This is a genomic window from Bacteroides sp. 4_1_36 (assembly GCF_003466325.1).
In the GTDB taxonomy this organism is placed as follows: domain Bacteria; phylum Bacteroidota; class Bacteroidia; order Bacteroidales; family Bacteroidaceae; genus Bacteroides; species Bacteroides uniformis.
This window is the reverse complement of sequence record NZ_QSOX01000001.1, coordinates 329,962-345,860: the sequence shown is the minus strand read 5'-3', so window position 1 is coordinate 345,860 and position 15,899 is coordinate 329,962. Positions and strand designations below refer to the sequence as shown.

Here is a 15,899-nt window from a genome sequence, read left to right as displayed (position 1 = left end):
AAAGTTCTCTCTTCGGTTTGCATTATCTTTGCAGCATGAGCGAAGATACGTATAAAACCATCGTTGCCCCTTCCGAGGGCATTTACACTGAAAAGCGCAGCAAGTTCATTGCTATTGCCCTGCCGGTGCGTACAGTAGAGGAGGTGAAGGCGCATCTGGAAACTTACCAGAAGAAATACTACGACGCCCGCCACGTGTGCTATGCCTACATGTTGGGCCATGAGCGGAAGGACTTCCGTGCCAACGACAACGGCGAACCATCGGGTACGGCAGGCAAGCCGATTCTGGGACAAATCAATTCCAACGAACTGACGGATATTCTCGTCATCGTAGTGCGCTACTTCGGCGGTATCAAGTTGGGTACGAGCGGACTGATTGTAGCCTATAAGGCTGCCGCTGCCGAAGCCATTGCCGCTGCCACCATCATTGAAAAGACGGTAGATGAGGCGGTGACTTTCCTCTTCGAATACCCCTTCATGAACGATGTGATGCGGGTGGTGAAGGAGGAGGAGCCGGAAATTCAGGAACAGTCGTATGATATGGACTGCCGTATGACGCTCCGCATTCGTCAGTCCATGATGCCGAAGTTGCGGGCACGGTTGGAGAAAGTAGAAACATTAAGGTTTGAATAATACAACAAATGGGATAAGAGCCCCTTTTAATAGGGAAGTTGTTCGTTTCCTTTAACGGAACAAGTTGTTTTCCTATGAGGAACAGACTGTTTTCTTTGCGGAAACGGCATCACTCCTTATGAAAGGCTGACTCCCTCCTTTAAACAAAAGAAAATTTATGGCATTTAGTGCAACAAAAAGAGAACTGGGCGAGCTCTACACTTTCTTTCGCCTGCTGGCGGATGGCGCTGTGTCACCGGGCACACCGAAAGCTGAAAAAGACGAAACCCTGCGCTGGCCCGTTGCCTTGATACAGAGGGAAGAGCATGACGGTACGCGCCGTTACTATATCGAAGCGCAGGAAGTACGCGTTGTCAGCGGAACTACCGGGAAGGACGGTTCGTTTGTTCCGGGCGAGAAGGAGGAACTGCGTTTCCCCCGCGAAGACTTTAGTGATGCGGCAGAGTTGGTTCTGCATCTGCTGAAGAACGTTTCGGGCGAGGAAGTGGAAGTGACTGAAGGCTTGGAAGCCTTTCTGGATGCAGTCAATATCTTCGACCTGGAAGCAAAGACGGAGGACCGTACCGATTTCTCCGTAGCTTTCTGGTATCCCGAAGCTCCGCTAACGGGCTTCAATGTCCGTTGTCGTCTCGCCCCGATGAATCCGTTGCTGGACGGAGGGCGTACGGCGAATCTGAAGCTGGAGCAAAGCGGTGTCAAGTTTGCCGTGCCCACGGTGAACAAGGTGAATGCCCTGCCGGAATCTCCTACGGAAGTGGCAGAACGCATGATGATGATTGAGCGACTGGGCGGCGTGCTGAAGTATGCCGACGTTGCCGACCGCGTGTTCCGCTGCAACTTGCTGATGATAGACCTCCACTTCCCCCGTATGCTTGCCGAGATGGTACGCTTGATGCACTTGGACGGCATCACCCGCATCAGCGAATTGACGGAGCGCATCAAGGAGATGAATCCGTTGAAGATAAAGGACGAGTTGATAAACAAGCACCGCTTCTACGAGTTCAAGATGAAGCAGTTCCTGCTGGCACTTGCCCTCGGCATGCGCCCTGCCAAAATTTATAACGGTACGGACTCTGCCGTCGAAGGCATCTTCCTGACGGACGGCAGCGGGCAGGTACTTTGCTACCACAAATCCCGTCCGCAGGTCTTTGCAGATTTCCTCTATCAGAATACGCGTTTGGAGAAAGGTGCCGTAGAGAAAGATAAATACGGCTTCTTGGAGCGCGAGAACGGCGTCTGGTACTTCAAGCTGAATGTAAAGATTGGGCTGGTGAAACGGTGAAACAGCCCCACTGAACACGTACTGATGTGCATTATCAACTATCAATTCTCAAATAAACAAATGAACGAGACATTACAAACCATCAAGGCACGCCGCAGCGTCCGTGCCTATACGGAACAGCAAGTTTCCGCAGAAGATTTGAACCTTATCCTTGAGGCGGCTACCTATGCTCCCAGTGGTATGCATTTGGAGACGTGGCACTTTACCGCCATCCAGAATAAGGAGGTGCTGGAAGAGCTGAACGATAAAATCAAAGGTGCCTTTGCCAAGAATGACGACCTCCATACACGGGAGCGTGGACACAGCCAGACTTATTGTTGCTACTATCATGCCCCCACGTTGGTCATTGTCTCCAATGAGCCGGACAAGTGGTGGGCCGGTATGGATTGTGCCTGCGCCTTGGAGAACATTTTCCTTGCCGCCAAGTCCCTCGGCATCGGTTCCTGCTGGATTAACCAGTTGGGGCAGACCTGCGACGACCCCGATGTCCGCGCTTTCTTGACAAAGCTGGGTGTACCCGAGAGCCATAAGGTATATGGCTGCGCAGCCCTGGGATATGCTCCCGCCGATGCTCCGGTGAAGGAGAAAAAGGTGAAGGAAGGTACGGTGACCATCATCCGCTAAACAGAGATACCCGCAGGAGAGGTGGCGGTCAGGTAATTAATCATACATGAAGCAAAATAACGTATAATTCCGCCACTCTCCGTTGGGCTTCCTCTTCACAGAGGAAATGGGTTATCGCTGCATATTGATGATGCCGCTGTCCGTATCACTGTTGTTCAGCCCCTTGTTGCCTGCCTTGTGCTTGCGTCCGAACTCGAATGTATAACCCACGCGCAGCACGACCATCTGTCCCGTCTCCCTGACGAATGTCTCGGAACGGAAAGGAGCCACTTTGCTGATTCTTTCTTTTCCCACTTTATAGTTATTGGTGAAAGGAAACATAATACCGATTCCCGCCTGAAGGTTACGCCGGGTGTACATTGCCATGAATGCCGTCTGGTTTTCGTTCTTCTTGATGGTTTCGCCGAAGAAATTGTTCTGCACTTTCCGGAACTGCCCGAGCAGCGAGAAGTCTTTATATTGCACTTGTGCCATCACGCTGTAATAGAATTCATCGTACATATGGCTATAGTTCAGGCCTTCCGACCAACTGCGCGTATATCCTCCCGAAGCATAAAGCGTCAGGAAATCTTTCAGTCCGAACAGTGTAGCGCCATTTATGCCGGCCATCAGTTCCGTATTCAGGCTTTGGAACGACCGCTGGTTTTCATCCTTCAGTATCAGTTTGCCGTCCTCCACGAAGATGCTTTCCATGATGGGATTGTCATAATACTGGTGGCGTACGCTCAGATTGGCATTGAACTGCTTCTTCGAATAGCTGTAAGACAAGGAGTTCGTGAACTGTTGATACGTTTTCAGCAACGGGTTTCCGCGGACTATCTGTATCGTGTCCATCGCCTGCTCCACATCAGTCAGCGAGCCGAGCGACGGTATGGCAGGACTGATGTTGAACCGGTAGCGCAGGAATCCCGCCTTCTTCAGATTATAGCTCAACCGCACGGTGGGCGTGAAGGTATAGTAGGCATGGTCTTCCTCACTCTCCTTGAACCAGGCGCGCGTCATGCCTACGCTGCCCGCATAGCTGAAGTCCTTTACCTTGCCCTGCACCTCGAAGAAAGCGGATGTCTGCGACTGGTCCATCTTCGAAGTGGTAGGGTTGGAACCTTTATACTCATTCTCTGTCCGCATCTGATAGTGGCGGGCACCGCCGCTCAGCTTCACCTCCTTGAAGCTCTTTTCATAAATGGCTTCGCCGATGACGGAGCGCTTGTCGCCGTCCACTAATGTCTGGATGTCCGCCAGCGGTACGTTCTCGTCCTTGTACTCTTTGTATTTCCGGTTGTTCTTGGTATGGATGAGCGTTCCCGTCACATTCATCTGGATGCTCTGCTGATGGGGCAGGGTATGCTGGAAGTAAAGGTCGAGCGCCGGAGAGTAGCTGGATGTGTGGTTGTTGACGTACGAATAGATGGACTCCGTGCTGCCCACTGCCCACATCTTGTTGAGTTCATTCTGGTAGGGGGCATTGCTGAGGTTGTTACGGAAAATGGCATTGAATACATATTTGTCCGCTTTCGTCAGATTGTACGTCAGATTCAGGTTGTTGATGAAGCTCAGGGAGGGAGACTCGTCTTCGATGCCTTCCTTGATGCGGTCGATGGTACGGTCGCCCAGATAGAAGGTTTCATGGGATTCGAGGCGGCTGTGATACTTGCCGTTCTTGTTGAAGTAGTCGATGCCCCATTCGGAGTTCTTGTAATTGAACTTCGCGCTCAGGAAATTCTCTCCCCATAGGGTGTGGGGCGAATCGGAGAGTTGGAAGTTCACAACACCGCCCGTTTCGCGGCGGCGCAGGATAATGTTGACTACGGCGCCCAGTTCATCGTCTCCGTACTGCTTGCCGGGGTCTTCGATGAACTCCACACGCAGTACGTCTTTGGCTCTGACGGCCGCTATCTCCTTGTCTGTCACTTTAATGCCGTTGATACGGGTTTGTACGGACCCGCCACCGCTGACGCTCATGCTGTTGCTCAGATTGTCCACTTGCAGACGGGCAATGCCGAGATTGTTCAGCAGGTCGTAGGCACCGAACGAGCGTTTCAGCTGGCTTTCGGAAGGCAGGATGATTTGCCGGTCTACCCGCTGCAGCACATTGCTGGCGGATACCGTCACTTCACCGAGGCTTACGGCATCTTCCTGCAACTGTACATCGCCCAGGTCGAGGCTTTTATTCAGTTTCAGCAGTATGTTTTCACTTTGGAGGCCGATGAAGGAGATGGAAAGGCGGTAATCGCCTGCCTTGATTTTAGGGAGGGCGAACTTGCCTTGTGCATCCGAGGTTACTCCGGTCACCAAAGTAGAGTCTATGGTCCATAATGACACATTGGCGGCTATAACTGCTTCTTGCGAGGCGTCCGTGACGCGTCCTTTGATGGAGAGGCTCTGTGCCTGCGTACTGAGTACGGAGAGGGCAAGCAATAGTAAAAAAAGTTGGGTTTTCATAATCGTTTGTATTAGTCTGTTACTGTTGGATAGGGATGTAAAAGTCACTCTTCCCGCTAAGGGAAGATGCTGAAGCTTGTATGTCAGTTGTTTATACTTTCCTCGTCTGTCCGATGAAAGTCAGGAATGCATGAAGGAATAAATCTCGTACATCAGTGTCGAAACTTTGACAATCGTAAGTCCGAAGAGGAGTCCGAAGGTAATCCATAATGCAGTCTTTGCGTATCTCTTCATGAACCGTCTTTTTTAAGTTTGTTATATCGTTCTGTTATTTCTTCTATACTGATGCCGAGTAGCTCCATGCTGCGGAACATGTCGGCAAGCTGGTTGTCAAAAAACTCTTTCTTCTGTATTCGCATCACTTTCTTCACCGCATCTTTGGAGAGGTAGAACCCCATTCCCCGTTCCGGGTAGATGATGTCCTCCGTCTGGAGGTATTCATAGGCCTTCAGCACGGTGCGCGAGTTCACTGCCAGTTGTGTGGAGAGCTCCCTCACGGATACCACCCGCTCTTCTGCCCGCCATTCGCGGGTGAGAATCTTGCTGAAACAGAAGTCTACAATCTGCTGGTATATCGGCTTGTTGGTCTTGAAGTCCATAGGCTACAGTTGTTTTTCTTTGAGCAGGAAGTAGCTCGATACCCATGAACCGAGCAGCACACTGATGGGAGCCGCATAATTGCAGAAAGTCACGATGGCTTGTGCACCGGCCGACAACGGATAGTTGGTGTTGGGCCATGTGGCAATGTTGTCTATCCAGTATCCGTCCGCTCTGGCTTCGGGCATGAGGGAGGCCACAAAAGTTACAATTCCTATGCAGACGGCAATGGAGCCTACAAAGATGGTAAAGCTTTTCAGCAGGACTTGCCGGCTGAAGGCGAAGTAGCCGATGAAGGCGGAAGCATGCAGGATTACATAGGTCAGTATCTGGGTGTTGTGTATCCGGAACATCGTGATGTGCGTTGCAAAATACTGCAGGAACTCGCTGCCGCTTAAGGACAGCAGACCTTTGAGGCAGGCTATCAGTAGACCGCAGAATAGGGGAAGCAGCAGCAGGTATTTTATCCAGACATGCAGGAACTTCTCGAATGCCGATGCCGGCAGCAGTATATCGAGAGTGGAGCTGCGTTTGCTGAAATTTGTTTCCAGCAGGCAGGGGGCCATGAGGATAAACCATAGTACGTAGCGGGAGAATTCGGTGGCAGAGGTATGTTTGCCGTAGTAACTTCCACCGCGGTTTATGTCGTAGAGGATGCACAGGATGCAGATGAACGATACGACGGCTGCCGACCAAAGCAGGTGCCTGCCGGTCTCATTCCTTTTATATTGTTCCAGTAGCAGGAAGCGTTTCAGATTAAAAGTTGCGTTCATAGTTCTGTTTGTATGATGGATTTTCATTGAAACATGCTCTTTATCTTTTCCGGTTGTTGCAGCACCGCTTTATACAGCAGTTCGATGTCCGGTGTGTTCTCTTCTCCGTCCTCGTTGGGGAGAATGGAGAAATGGCCCGACAAGTCTTGTTCGCTGTAGATGCTTTCTGCCGGCAGGATGTCCGTACGGGCAAAGAGAAGCCGGTTACTGATTTCGTCCAGCGAACGGTTCAGTAATATTTCGCCTTTGCCAAGGATGACGAGATGGTCCAGCAGATTCTCGAAGTCGTGCGCCTGATGGGTGGAGATGAGCAGCGTGCTTTCATCGTCCATGCTGCGGCTGATGATACGTTTCAAGGCTTGGCGGGAGGTGATGTCCAGCCCGTTTGTCGGTTCGTCGAGCAGGATGTATGGAGTATGCAGGGCAAAGGCGTATGCCAGCATTGCCTTCTTCTGTTGTCCGTAGGAGATGGAAGAGAGTTTTTGTTTCCGGTTGATTTTCAGCTCTTCCAGGTTCAGCTTGAATTCTTCCTGATTGAAATGTGGATAGAATACGGAATGGCGTGCAGCGAAGCTGGCGATGCTTTCGGTAGGCATCTGCAACTCTTCGGGCAGGAAGAAGTAACGGGCCAACCCTTCGGACTGTCTCTCTGCCGTGTTTCTTCCGTCTATGCTGCACTTTCCGTTTTTGGGAAAGAGTAGTCCGCAGATGAGATGCATCAGCGTCGTTTTGCCTACGCCGTTTTCTCCCAGAAGTCCATATATACCGTTTCCTATTTCCAAAGATATGTTGTTGAAAATAAGTGGATTGGACTTGTATCCGTAGCTTGTGTTCTCTATCGTTATCATAACTTTATTAGTGTTGTACCGATGTACAACACTGCAAACGTAGGGTAAGTTATGGAGAAAAGCAAGGGAAAGAGATACTTATTAACTTCTTTTAGCGGTTGTGCGCTTGCCGTTTGCTTACAGCATCTTCACCAGTATGTCCCATACAGCCACCATGTGGCAGGCTGAACCGCCCAATACAAAGAAATGGAAAACCGAATGCATGTACCGTGCCTTGCGCAAGGAGTAGAAAGCAGCTCCCGTGATGTAGCATACTCCTTCGGCAATAATCCAGTAGCAGGCTGTAGGGGAGAGGGCGAAAAGCTGCTTGAATACTACCAGTACGGACAGTCCCATCAGGATGTAACACACTGTTTCCACGTAACTGTGCTCCTCCATCTTGCGGAAGCTGACAACAGTGCCGATGATGGCGCATAGCCAGACGAAGCCGAACAGTCCCCAGCCCCAACCGCCGTCCTCTCTCAATGCAATGAGTGTGATGGGGGAGTAACTGCCTGCAATGTGCCAATAGATGGCTGCATGGTCCCAATGCCGCAAGCGTCGTTTCCACGGATTATGATGTTTCAGGGAGTGGTAGAGTGTGGAGGCAAGATAGGAGCCGCCCATACCGAACAGATAGAGCCATACGCCGCATGCTGCCCAAAGATTCTGTGCCTGGTAGCATTTTATCAGGAATAGTGTACTTACAATTACTCCCATGGCAATGCCGATGCCATGGGAGATGGAATTGATGGTTTCTTCTTTTTTACTATAAAATAGTCCGTTACGCTTTCTTTTCATCAGTCGAAGCATCCATAGCATGTGGGCAACAGTTTACGGTCTCCCAACGTGTTGTCTACACGTGCCACGTTCACCCAGAACTTGTTTTCGCGCACGCTTTCTATCGGGTAGGCTGCCTTTTGGCGGGTATAGCTGTGCTTCCACGTGTCGGCTACCACTTCGTATTCGGGATGCGGGGCATTCACCAGCACGTTGTCCGTCTTGTCGGCTTCGCCGTTCTTCACTTCTTGAATCTCGTCCCAGATGGTCAGCATCACCTGCACGAAGTTATCCAGTTCGGCAAGGCTTTCGCTCTCCGTCGGTTCAATCATCAGTGTGCCGTGTACCGGGAAGGAGAGGGTGGGGGCATGATAGCCGTAGTCCATCAGACGTTTGGCGATGTCGTTTTCACTGATGCCCGTCTCTTCGTGCACCTTGCGGCATTCCAATATCATTTCGTGTCCCACGAAGCCGGTAGCACCGCGGTAAACAATGCCGTACGTATCCTTGAGGCAGGCTGCCAGATAGTTGGCGCTGAGGATAGCTATCTTCGTGGCACGCGTCAGCCCTTCTGTTCCCATCATGCGGATATAGCCGTAAGTAATGGGGAGGATACCTGCGCTGCCGAAGGGAGCTCCGGACACCTGGTTTGCTGCATTGCCGAACAATTTGTGTCCCGGAAGGAACGGAACCAGATGCTCTGCCACGCAGATGGGACCTACGCCCGGTCCGCCGCCACCGTGAGGAGAGGCGAACGTTTTGTGCAGATTCAAGTGGCAGACGTCCGCACCGATAAAGCCGGGATTCGTCAAGCCCACTTGGGCATTCATATTGGCGCCGTCCATATATACCTGCGCACCGCAGGCATGTATGATGTGGCAGATTTCCACTATTTCCGTTTCAAAGATACCGTGTGTGGAAGGGTAGGTAATCATCAAGGCGGCGAGGTCATCCTTGTTTTCTTCCGCTTTGGCACGCAAGTCGGCCATATCCACATTGCCTTGTGCGTCGCAGGCGCAGGTCACGGTGGTGAAGCCAGCTTGGATGGCGGATGCCGGGTTGGTGCCGTGTGCGGATGCCGGTATCAGCACCTTGTTGCGGTGTCCTTGCCCGATGCTTTCCAGATAGGCGCGGATGACGCGGAGTCCGGCATATTCGCCTGCCGCACCGGAGTTTGGTTGCAGGCTGACGCCGGCAAAGCCGGTAATTATTTTCAGCTCTTCACTGAGGTTGCTTATCAGTTCGCGGTAACCTTCGGCCTGGTCTTCGGGCACCAGGGGATGCATGTTCATGAATTCCGGACGGCTGAGCGGCAGCATCTCTGCGGCGGCATTCAGTTTCATGGTGCACGAGCCGAGGGAAATCATGGAGTGTGCCAGTGAGATGTCCTTACGATCGAGGCGCTTGATGTAGCGCATCATCTCCGTTTCCGTATGGTATTTGTTGAATACTTCGTGTGTCAGATAGGCACTTTGGCGCTTCATCTCCGCGCTGATGCTACTTGCCATGGGTACGTCGCTTGTCTTTTCCCAATCCCTTCCGGCGGCAATGGCAAAGATGGAGAGCAGTACATTGACGGCAGCTATATCCGTAGTTTCGTCAATGCTCATGCCTACATCTCCATTCTTGAAATAACGCAGGTTCACTTCCTTGCTTAGAGCGATGGTACGTATCTGCTGTGCCGAAATGGTGTCGGGTAGTGCAAAGCGGAGCGTGTCGAAATATTGTGCATTGACCTGCTTGTACCCCAGTCTGTTGATGCTCTTTTCCAGGAATACGGCAATGCTGTGGATGCGTTCCGCAATGGTGCGGATACCTTCCGGACCATGATATACGGCATAAAAGCCTGCCATTGTAGCCAGCAGTGCCTGCGCGGTACAGATGTTGGAAGTCGCCTTTTCACGCTTGATGTGCTGCTCGCGGGTTTGCAGCGCCATGCGGTAGCACAGCTTGCCGTATTTGTCTTTCGACCAGCCGATGATGCGTCCCGGCATATTGCGCTTGTACTCGTCACGGGTGGCAAAGTAGGCTGCCGACGGCCCTCCATAGAACATCGGGGTACCGAGCCGTTGTGTGGTTCCGAAGACGATGTCGGCTCCCCATTCTCCCGGAGGGGTGAGCAGGGTGAGGCTCAGTATGTCGGCTGCAACGGCCACTTTGCAGTTGGCCGCATGGGCTTTTTCCACGAAGGCGCGATAATCTTCCACGTTGCCGGCGGCGTTGGGATATTGCAGTACGCAGGCGAAGATGTCCGGCGTGAATTCCATTTCATGGTATTTTCCTATACGCAGCTCGATACCTTGCGGAATGGCGCGAGTAGTCATTACCGCCAGTGTCTGCGGGAAGACGGCTTCGTCTACAAATACCACGTTGGCACCCGATTTCTGCATGTCGCGCGGACGCAGGGCGTACATCATCGTCACGGCTTCGGCTGCGGCAGTCGCTTCGTCCAGCAGGGAGCAGTTGGCAAGGGGCATGCCGGTGAGGTCACATACGGCAGTCTGGAAGTTCATTAGGGCTTCCAGGCGTCCTTGTGAGACTTCGGTCTGATAGGGGGTATAGGAAGTGTACCAAACGGGGTTCTCGAATACATTCCGTTGGATAACGGCAGGAGTGATGGTATTGTACCATCCCATACCGATATAGGTTGTGTAAAGTTTGTTTTTGGCAGCCAGTCCTGCAATGTGCTGTCCGAATTCGTACTCCGTCATTGTCTTGGGCAGAGCCAGCGGTTCTTTCAGGCGGATGTTGGCAGGAATGGTTTTATCAATCAGCTCGTCCAGGCTTTTCACTCCTATTTTTTGGAGCATCTTCTCCTCGTCTTTTTCGCTGATGCCGATGTGGCGGTAGGCCAATAGGTCGTTTTTCATGGCTGTAATGATTTAAAAGTTTGCTGTATATTTACCGGAAGAACGGATTCTCCGCTTTTTCTATTCCTATGGTAGTCGGTGCTCCGTGTCCGGGATAGACAATCGTGTCGTTGGGCAGGATGAACAGACGGCTGCAAATATGCTCTATCAGTTCGTCGAAGTTGCCGCCGGCAAGGTCGGCACGGCCGATGCTGCCTTGAAACAGCACATCCCCCGAAAACATGCAGTGGTCTGCCGCGCAATAGTACACCAGGCTGCCCGGCGAGTGTCCCGGCACATGGATGGCTTCCAGTTTCGTATTGCCGAAGGTGATGATGTCTCCATCGTGCAGATAAGTGCCCAGGGGCACGGGGGCTTCCTGCAGTTGGAAGCCGAACATGCGGCTTTGTTTCGGCGCTTCGTCAATCCAGAACTCATCGGCCTGGTTGGCTTCGGCCTTCAGACCGAACTCTTTCAGCATGAAAGGATTGCCGAAGATATGGTCCAGATGCAGATGGGTATTCAGCAGATGTTTCACATTCAGCCCATTCTTGGTGATGAAGTTTTTCAAGGCCTGCTTTTCTTCTTCATAAAAACAGCCCGGGTCAATGACGACCGCTTCATTGGTTTCGTCCCAAAGCACATAACAGTTCTCCGGGAACATATTAAACTCAAATCTCTTTATTTTCATATTATGTATTTAGATTTATCCCCCTACATATACTACTTTCTTTGTCTCGAAGAACTCCTCTTCAAAGAACTCCTTCAGGTCCCACAGCGTAGTCTTGTTCTTGACGGGCATGGTTTCGTTTCCCAATTCGCCCCCCTTGAGGCAAATCAGTCCGTTGGGCAATGCATTCTGCTGTTTGGAGGAGATGTTCTTGCGGATAATCTTCAGTAGGTCTGTCAGTGGCATCACGGCACGGCTCACCACAAAGTCGAACTTCCCTTTTTCCTCTTCTGCGCGGGCATGGCGGAAGGTGACGTTTTTCAGCCCGATGCTGTTGGCTATTTCGGAGGCTACGCGTACTTTCTTTCCGATGCTGTCCACCAGATGGAATTGTACTTCGGGGAAAAGGATGGCAAGCGGGATTCCCGGAAAGCCTCCTCCCGTGCCGAGGTCCATAATTTGTGTCCCCGGTCTGAACCTGATTACCTTGGCTATGCCCAGAGAGTGCAGCACATGGTGTTCGTACAAGTTCTCTATATCTTTGCGTGAAATGACATTAATCTTAGAGTTCCAGTCCAGATAGAGGTCGTAGAGTGCGGCAAACTGCCGTTTCTGTTCTTCCGTCAGGTCCGGGAAATATTTGAGTATTAAATCCATTGTGAATTTTATGTTGATAGACAATTGATTACAGTTCCTATTCGCCGTCTGTTTTTATAGCGCTGCTTAATACAATGAATTTACCGTTCATCAGAGGGGCTATGTCCTCATAAGACAACGTGATTTTGGTTGCTCCCATTACGTATGGGGCAATTTCATATACATTATAATAGAAGGTGATTCCCGTTGGGTCCAGGTAGAAATTCTCGATAGGCTCCAGGTCACCGGTGGTGGCGTAGCCCATGTCCTCCAGCTCTTGGCGGGTGCTGACGTTGTTGTCTGCCATCAGCTGTTTCCAAAGCAAGTCGGTCAGCGCTTCCTTATAGTCGCCTTCAAAGAGGTCGTCCAGGCGGATGGGGCTTAGGGTCTTTAGGTCGAGGTTGAGGAAGGTGGACATATAGATGCCGTGTGCGCCGCCGGTATATTCGTTGTAATCTATACGGTAGGTCAGTACTAAGGTATTGCACAACTGCACATGGCTTTCGATTCCTTTATAATAGGAATACCAGGCTCCTATGCTCTGCTCGTCCTGCTTGTCCTCCTCGTCTTTCTTGTACATCGGCTCCAGGTCATTGCGGTAGTCGCCGACATATTTCTCCGTATATTTCTTGACAGCTTCTTCGGGTGTCATCGCCATGTACTTGTCGCCGAAGCAGGCAGAGAGGAAGAAGGTGTTCAGACTGTCTTTCAGCCTTACGTCGGATGACTGGCTGGCGTAGGCAACGTTGAGGATGAGGTTGCAGGCCGGCTTGGCTGTGTCTCCGAAGAGATGTACGGTTTCGTTTACTTGTATACTGTCGAACTCCAACGCGTATGCGTTTTTGTTCACGGTGTTACCGCAGGAAAAGAAAAAGCCGCTTGCCGCAAGCAGAAGGACAAGTAGGCTGACAGTTTGCTTTTTCATATTGAGTTTCGTTTATAAATCAACATATCAATCAAAAAACTTTATCGACAAATATAGAACTTATTAACGAACTGCACACATAAAAAAGGAAAAATTAATTCCGGCAAACGGTTAAAACTTTCTATCTTTGCAGCGCTTATGAAGGAACTCCGTTACATACTGGCTGTACTCTTTTCCTCCCTTATCATTATAAGCGGAGTGGGGATTTCTGTAGTTCAGTATTGCTGTGCCGGATGCGAGACGACACAAAGTTGCTGCACCTCCGGCTGTTCCAAATGCCATAATGCACATCGTGCCTCACGGCAAACATGCAAGGATACCGGCTGTACAGCCGTCTACTACAAGGTGGATTTCGTGAAGCATGCACACGAGTCTGTTTCGTTCGTGCCATTCCTTACACTGTTTTGCGAGCAACTGCCGCTGTTTGATCACTCCTTGCCGCAGGTGGCTTGTACTCCGAGAGTTGTTTCAGGAGCACCGCCATATGTCGTCGGCTCGCGTCATTATCTGGCGCTCTATTCCACGCTTCTCATTTAGTGTTGTTTTATACGGGGCAATGACATGAATTGTCCGGAGGGAACTGTTTGTTTTTTAATCACTTCTTTAAGTATAAAACAGAAATGAAATATAGTTTGATAGCCATTCTTCTGTTCTCTTTCACCGCCTTGCAGGCGCAGGTAAAGGGAACGGTAAAGGATAATTTGGGCGACCCGATTGCGGGTGCCAACCTCTTCTGGCAGAGAACCACCCAAGGTACCACCACTTCGGCGGACGGTACTTTCTCCTTGTCCAAACCCAATGACAAGCATATGCTTGTAGTCAGCTTTATCGGTTTTGAGAACGATACGATACACGTCAGTAACCGCAATGAGACGCTCGACATTGTCTTGCGCGAAGGGGTGGAACTGAGCGAGGTGAATGTGGTCAGCCGTAAGTTGGGCACCATGAAGCTGCGCAACAGTGTGATGAATGAAGATATGATAAGTAGCGCCGAGTTGAGTCGTGCCGCCTGCTGTAACCTGGGAGAGAGTTTTGTGACCAATCCCTCGGTGGACGTCACCTACTCTGACGCCGCCACCGGTGCCAAGCAAATCAAGCTTCTCGGCTTGTCCGGTACGTATGTGCAAATGATGACGGAGAATATCCCCAACTACCGCGGCTCTGCCGCCCCCTACGGACTGGGTTATGTACCCGGGCCATGGATGCAGAGTATTCAGGTGAGCAAGGGCAGTTCGTCCGTGAAGAACGGCTATGAGGCCATCACGGGACAAATTAATGTGGAATTCAAGAAACCCCAGTTGCCCGAGGCCGATTGGTTCTCCGCCAACCTCTTTGCCAGCAGCACCAACCGCTACGAAGCCAATGCCGATGCCACGGTGAAACTCTCCAAACGTTGGAGCACCTCTTTGCTGGCGCATTACGAGAATGAGACCAAAGCTCACGACAGCAACGACGACGGCTTTGCCGACATCCCCCGTGTGGAGCAGTACAACCTCTGGAACCGCTGGGCATACATGGGCGACCGCTACGTCTTCCAGGCAGGCATCAAAGTGCTTACGGAAGACCGCAACAGCGGGCAAGTCAGCCATGGCAAAACGTCCCTGGCAGACCCTTATAAGATAAGTATAGGTACCGACCGCTACGAAGCCTTCACCAAGAACGCCTATATATTCAATAAGGAGAAGAACACCAACCTGGCATTGATCCTTTCCGGCTCCCTGCACAAGCAGGATGCCTTGTACGGACGGAAAATCTACGATGTGGACCAGCACAACGCTTATGCCTCCTTGCTGTTCGAGACGGAACTGACCAAGCGTCAAAGCCTTTCTGCCGGACTGAGCTTCAACTATGACTCCTACGACCAGCACTATCGCCTGGACAATGACGCCGCACAGCCTTTGACGAAGAAATTCACCAAAGAAGCCGTCCCCGGCGCCTACGTGCAGTACACCTACAACTGGGACGATAAACTGGTGCTGATGGGTGGTATCCGCGGCGACCATAGCAGTGAGTACGGCTATTTCGTCACTCCGCGTTTCCATGTGAAGTACAATCCCAACGAGTATGTACATTTCCGTCTTTCGGCAGGAAAGGGATACCGCACAAACCATGTGCTGGCCGAGAATAACTACCTGCTGGCAAGCAGCCGCCGGATAGACATCGCCAAACGTCTTGACCAGGATGAGGCCTGGAACTATGGCGCAAGCGCTTCCGCCTATATTCCCTTGTTCGGCAAAACCTTGAACCTGAATGCGGAATACTATTACACGGATTTCCGCAAGCAGGTGGTGGTGGATATGGATACGGACCCGCATGCCGTTCTGTTCTACAACCTTTACGGCCGTTCCTATTCGCAGGTAGTGCAGGTGGAGGCAAGCTATCCGTTCTTCCCGGGTTTCACCTTTACCGCGGCTTACCGTTGGACGGATGCCAAAACGAATTACAACGGAGAGCTGATGGAGAAACCCCTTACCAGCAAGTATAAAGGTTTGCTGACGGCTTCTTATCAGACACCTTTGGGATTGTGGCAGTTTGATGTGACTTTGCAACTGAACGGTGGCGGGCGCATGCCGGCTCCATACGAACTGACAGACGGCAACTGGTCGTGGGAAAGGCGCTATGGCGGCTTCGAGCAGTTGAGTGCCCAGGTGACGCGCTATTTCCGTCGCTGGTCTATATACGTCGGTGGCGAGAACCTGACAAACTTCAAGCAGAAAAACCCCATCATTGATGCTTCCAATCCCTGGGGAAGCAACTTTGACGCTACGATGGTGTGGGGACCGATGCATGGGGCAAAAGCCTATGTAGGTGTCCGTTTTAACTTGCCGAGAATATAATATTATTTATTAAATCAATAGCGAA

Annotated in this window: 14 protein-coding genes; 5 read left to right on the top strand and 9 right to left on the bottom strand. The window is 51.3% G+C overall.

Features of this window, described 5'->3' with window-relative positions; translation table 11 throughout:
• Window positions 1-35 precede the first annotated feature (35 nt).
• The 3 genes from DXD65_RS01490 (at window position 36) to DXD65_RS01480 (ending at window position 2,538) form a co-directional block, all read left to right on the top strand.
• Window positions 36-632, top strand: coding sequence for an IMPACT family protein (locus tag DXD65_RS01490; RefSeq protein WP_035457915.1), 597 nt, complete (start codon window positions 36-38; stop codon window positions 630-632).
• A gap of 157 nt (window positions 633-789) precedes the next feature.
• The gene (locus tag DXD65_RS01485) at window positions 790-1,914 is read left to right on the top strand and encodes an HpaII family restriction endonuclease (protein WP_117866116.1); all 1,125 of its coding nucleotides are present in this window, start codon (window positions 790-792) and stop codon (window positions 1,912-1,914) included.
• Window positions 1,915-1,974: 60 nt separating this feature from the next.
• Window positions 1,975-2,538 (top strand): nitroreductase family protein, encoded by a 564-nt coding sequence (locus DXD65_RS01480; RefSeq protein ID WP_117887329.1) that lies wholly within the window; start codon window positions 1,975-1,977, stop codon window positions 2,536-2,538.
• Between the two features lie 111 nt (window positions 2,539-2,649).
• On the opposite strand, the gene DXD65_RS01475 is transcribed toward DXD65_RS01480, so the two are convergent.
• The 9 genes from DXD65_RS01475 to DXD65_RS01435 form a co-directional block, all read right to left on the bottom strand.
• A complete protein-coding gene (locus tag DXD65_RS01475) occupies window positions 2,650-4,980 on the bottom strand; it encodes a TonB-dependent receptor (protein WP_117887299.1) in 2,331 nt (776 codons plus the stop codon).
• Between the two features lie 230 nt (window positions 4,981-5,210).
• Window positions 5,211-5,579: a GntR family transcriptional regulator gene (locus DXD65_RS01470; RefSeq protein WP_009036896.1), complete on the bottom strand. Its 369-nt coding sequence runs from the start codon at window positions 5,577-5,579 to the stop codon at window positions 5,211-5,213.
• A gap of 3 nt (window positions 5,580-5,582) precedes the next feature.
• On the bottom strand, window positions 5,583-6,377 hold the full coding sequence (locus DXD65_RS01465) for a hypothetical protein (protein WP_117887298.1): 795 nt from the start codon (window positions 6,375-6,377) through the stop codon (window positions 5,583-5,585).
• Window positions 6,374-7,198 carry an ABC transporter ATP-binding protein gene (locus DXD65_RS01460; protein ID WP_117887297.1) on the bottom strand — a complete coding sequence of 275 codons (825 nt, stop codon included), beginning with the start codon at window positions 7,196-7,198 and terminating at the stop codon, window positions 6,374-6,376. The genes DXD65_RS01465 and DXD65_RS01460 overlap by 4 nt, the downstream gene beginning before the upstream one ends.
• Before the next feature lie 117 nt (window positions 7,199-7,315).
• On the bottom strand, window positions 7,316-7,978 hold the full coding sequence (gene trhA / locus DXD65_RS01455; RefSeq protein ID WP_230372703.1) for a PAQR family membrane homeostasis protein TrhA: 663 nt from the start codon (window positions 7,976-7,978) through the stop codon (window positions 7,316-7,318).
• Window positions 7,978-10,827 carry an aminomethyl-transferring glycine dehydrogenase gene (gcvP, locus tag DXD65_RS01450; protein ID WP_117887296.1) on the bottom strand — a complete coding sequence of 950 codons (2,850 nt, stop codon included), beginning with the start codon at window positions 10,825-10,827 and terminating at the stop codon, window positions 7,978-7,980. The genes trhA and gcvP overlap by 1 nt, the downstream gene beginning before the upstream one ends.
• A gap of 31 nt (window positions 10,828-10,858) precedes the next feature.
• Window positions 10,859-11,497: an MBL fold metallo-hydrolase gene (locus DXD65_RS01445; RefSeq protein WP_035448216.1), complete on the bottom strand. Its 639-nt coding sequence runs from the start codon at window positions 11,495-11,497 to the stop codon at window positions 10,859-10,861.
• A 15-nt stretch (window positions 11,498-11,512) separates the two neighbouring features.
• Entirely contained in the window at window positions 11,513-12,133 is a 621-nt protein-coding gene (gene rsmG, locus DXD65_RS01440; RefSeq protein ID WP_009036902.1) for a 16S rRNA (guanine(527)-N(7))-methyltransferase RsmG, read from the bottom strand.
• 37 nt (window positions 12,134-12,170) lie between these two features.
• The gene (locus tag DXD65_RS01435; protein WP_035448218.1) at window positions 12,171-13,037 is read right to left on the bottom strand and encodes a DUF3298 and DUF4163 domain-containing protein; all 867 of its coding nucleotides are present in this window, start codon (window positions 13,035-13,037) and stop codon (window positions 12,171-12,173) included.
• 138 nt (window positions 13,038-13,175) lie between these two features.
• Between DXD65_RS01435 and DXD65_RS01430 the strand changes: the two genes are divergently transcribed.
• Window positions 13,176-13,574 (top strand): hypothetical protein, encoded by a 399-nt coding sequence (locus DXD65_RS01430; protein WP_034532772.1) that lies wholly within the window; start codon window positions 13,176-13,178, stop codon window positions 13,572-13,574.
• Between the two features lie 83 nt (window positions 13,575-13,657).
• Window positions 13,658-15,874 carry a TonB-dependent receptor gene (locus DXD65_RS01425; protein WP_035448220.1) on the top strand — a complete coding sequence of 739 codons (2,217 nt, stop codon included), beginning with the start codon at window positions 13,658-13,660 and terminating at the stop codon, window positions 15,872-15,874.
• The last annotated feature ends 25 nt before the right edge of the window (window positions 15,875-15,899 follow it).

Coding starts and splice junctions, on each gene's coding strand:
- DXD65_RS01490 (WP_035457915.1), top strand. CDS start 36: ATGAGCGAAGATACGTATAAAACCATCGTTGCCCCTTCCGAGGGCATT.
- DXD65_RS01485 (WP_117866116.1), top strand. CDS start 790: ATGGCATTTAGTGCAACAAAAAGAGAACTGGGCGAGCTCTACACTTTC.
- DXD65_RS01480 (WP_117887329.1), top strand. CDS start 1,975: ATGAACGAGACATTACAAACCATCAAGGCACGCCGCAGCGTCCGTGCC.
- DXD65_RS01475 (WP_117887299.1), bottom strand. CDS start 4,980: ATGAAAACCCAACTTTTTTTACTATTGCTTGCCCTCTCCGTACTCAGT.
- DXD65_RS01470 (WP_009036896.1), bottom strand. CDS start 5,579: ATGGACTTCAAGACCAACAAGCCGATATACCAGCAGATTGTAGACTTC.
- DXD65_RS01465 (WP_117887298.1), bottom strand. CDS start 6,377: ATGAAAATCCATCATACAAACAGAACTATGAACGCAACTTTTAATCTG.
- DXD65_RS01460 (WP_117887297.1), bottom strand. CDS start 7,198: ATGATAACGATAGAGAACACAAGCTACGGATACAAGTCCAATCCACTT.
- trhA (WP_230372703.1), bottom strand. CDS start 7,978: ATGAAAAGAAAGCGTAACGGACTATTTTATAGTAAAAAAGAAGAAACC.
- gcvP (WP_117887296.1), bottom strand. CDS start 10,827: ATGAAAAACGACCTATTGGCCTACCGCCACATCGGCATCAGCGAAAAA.
- DXD65_RS01445 (WP_035448216.1), bottom strand. CDS start 11,497: ATGAAAATAAAGAGATTTGAGTTTAATATGTTCCCGGAGAACTGTTAT.
- rsmG (WP_009036902.1), bottom strand. CDS start 12,133: ATGGATTTAATACTCAAATATTTCCCGGACCTGACGGAAGAACAGAAA.
- DXD65_RS01435 (WP_035448218.1), bottom strand. CDS start 13,037: ATGAAAAAGCAAACTGTCAGCCTACTTGTCCTTCTGCTTGCGGCAAGC.
- DXD65_RS01430 (WP_034532772.1), top strand. CDS start 13,176: ATGAAGGAACTCCGTTACATACTGGCTGTACTCTTTTCCTCCCTTATC.
- DXD65_RS01425 (WP_035448220.1), top strand. CDS start 13,658: ATGAAATATAGTTTGATAGCCATTCTTCTGTTCTCTTTCACCGCCTTG.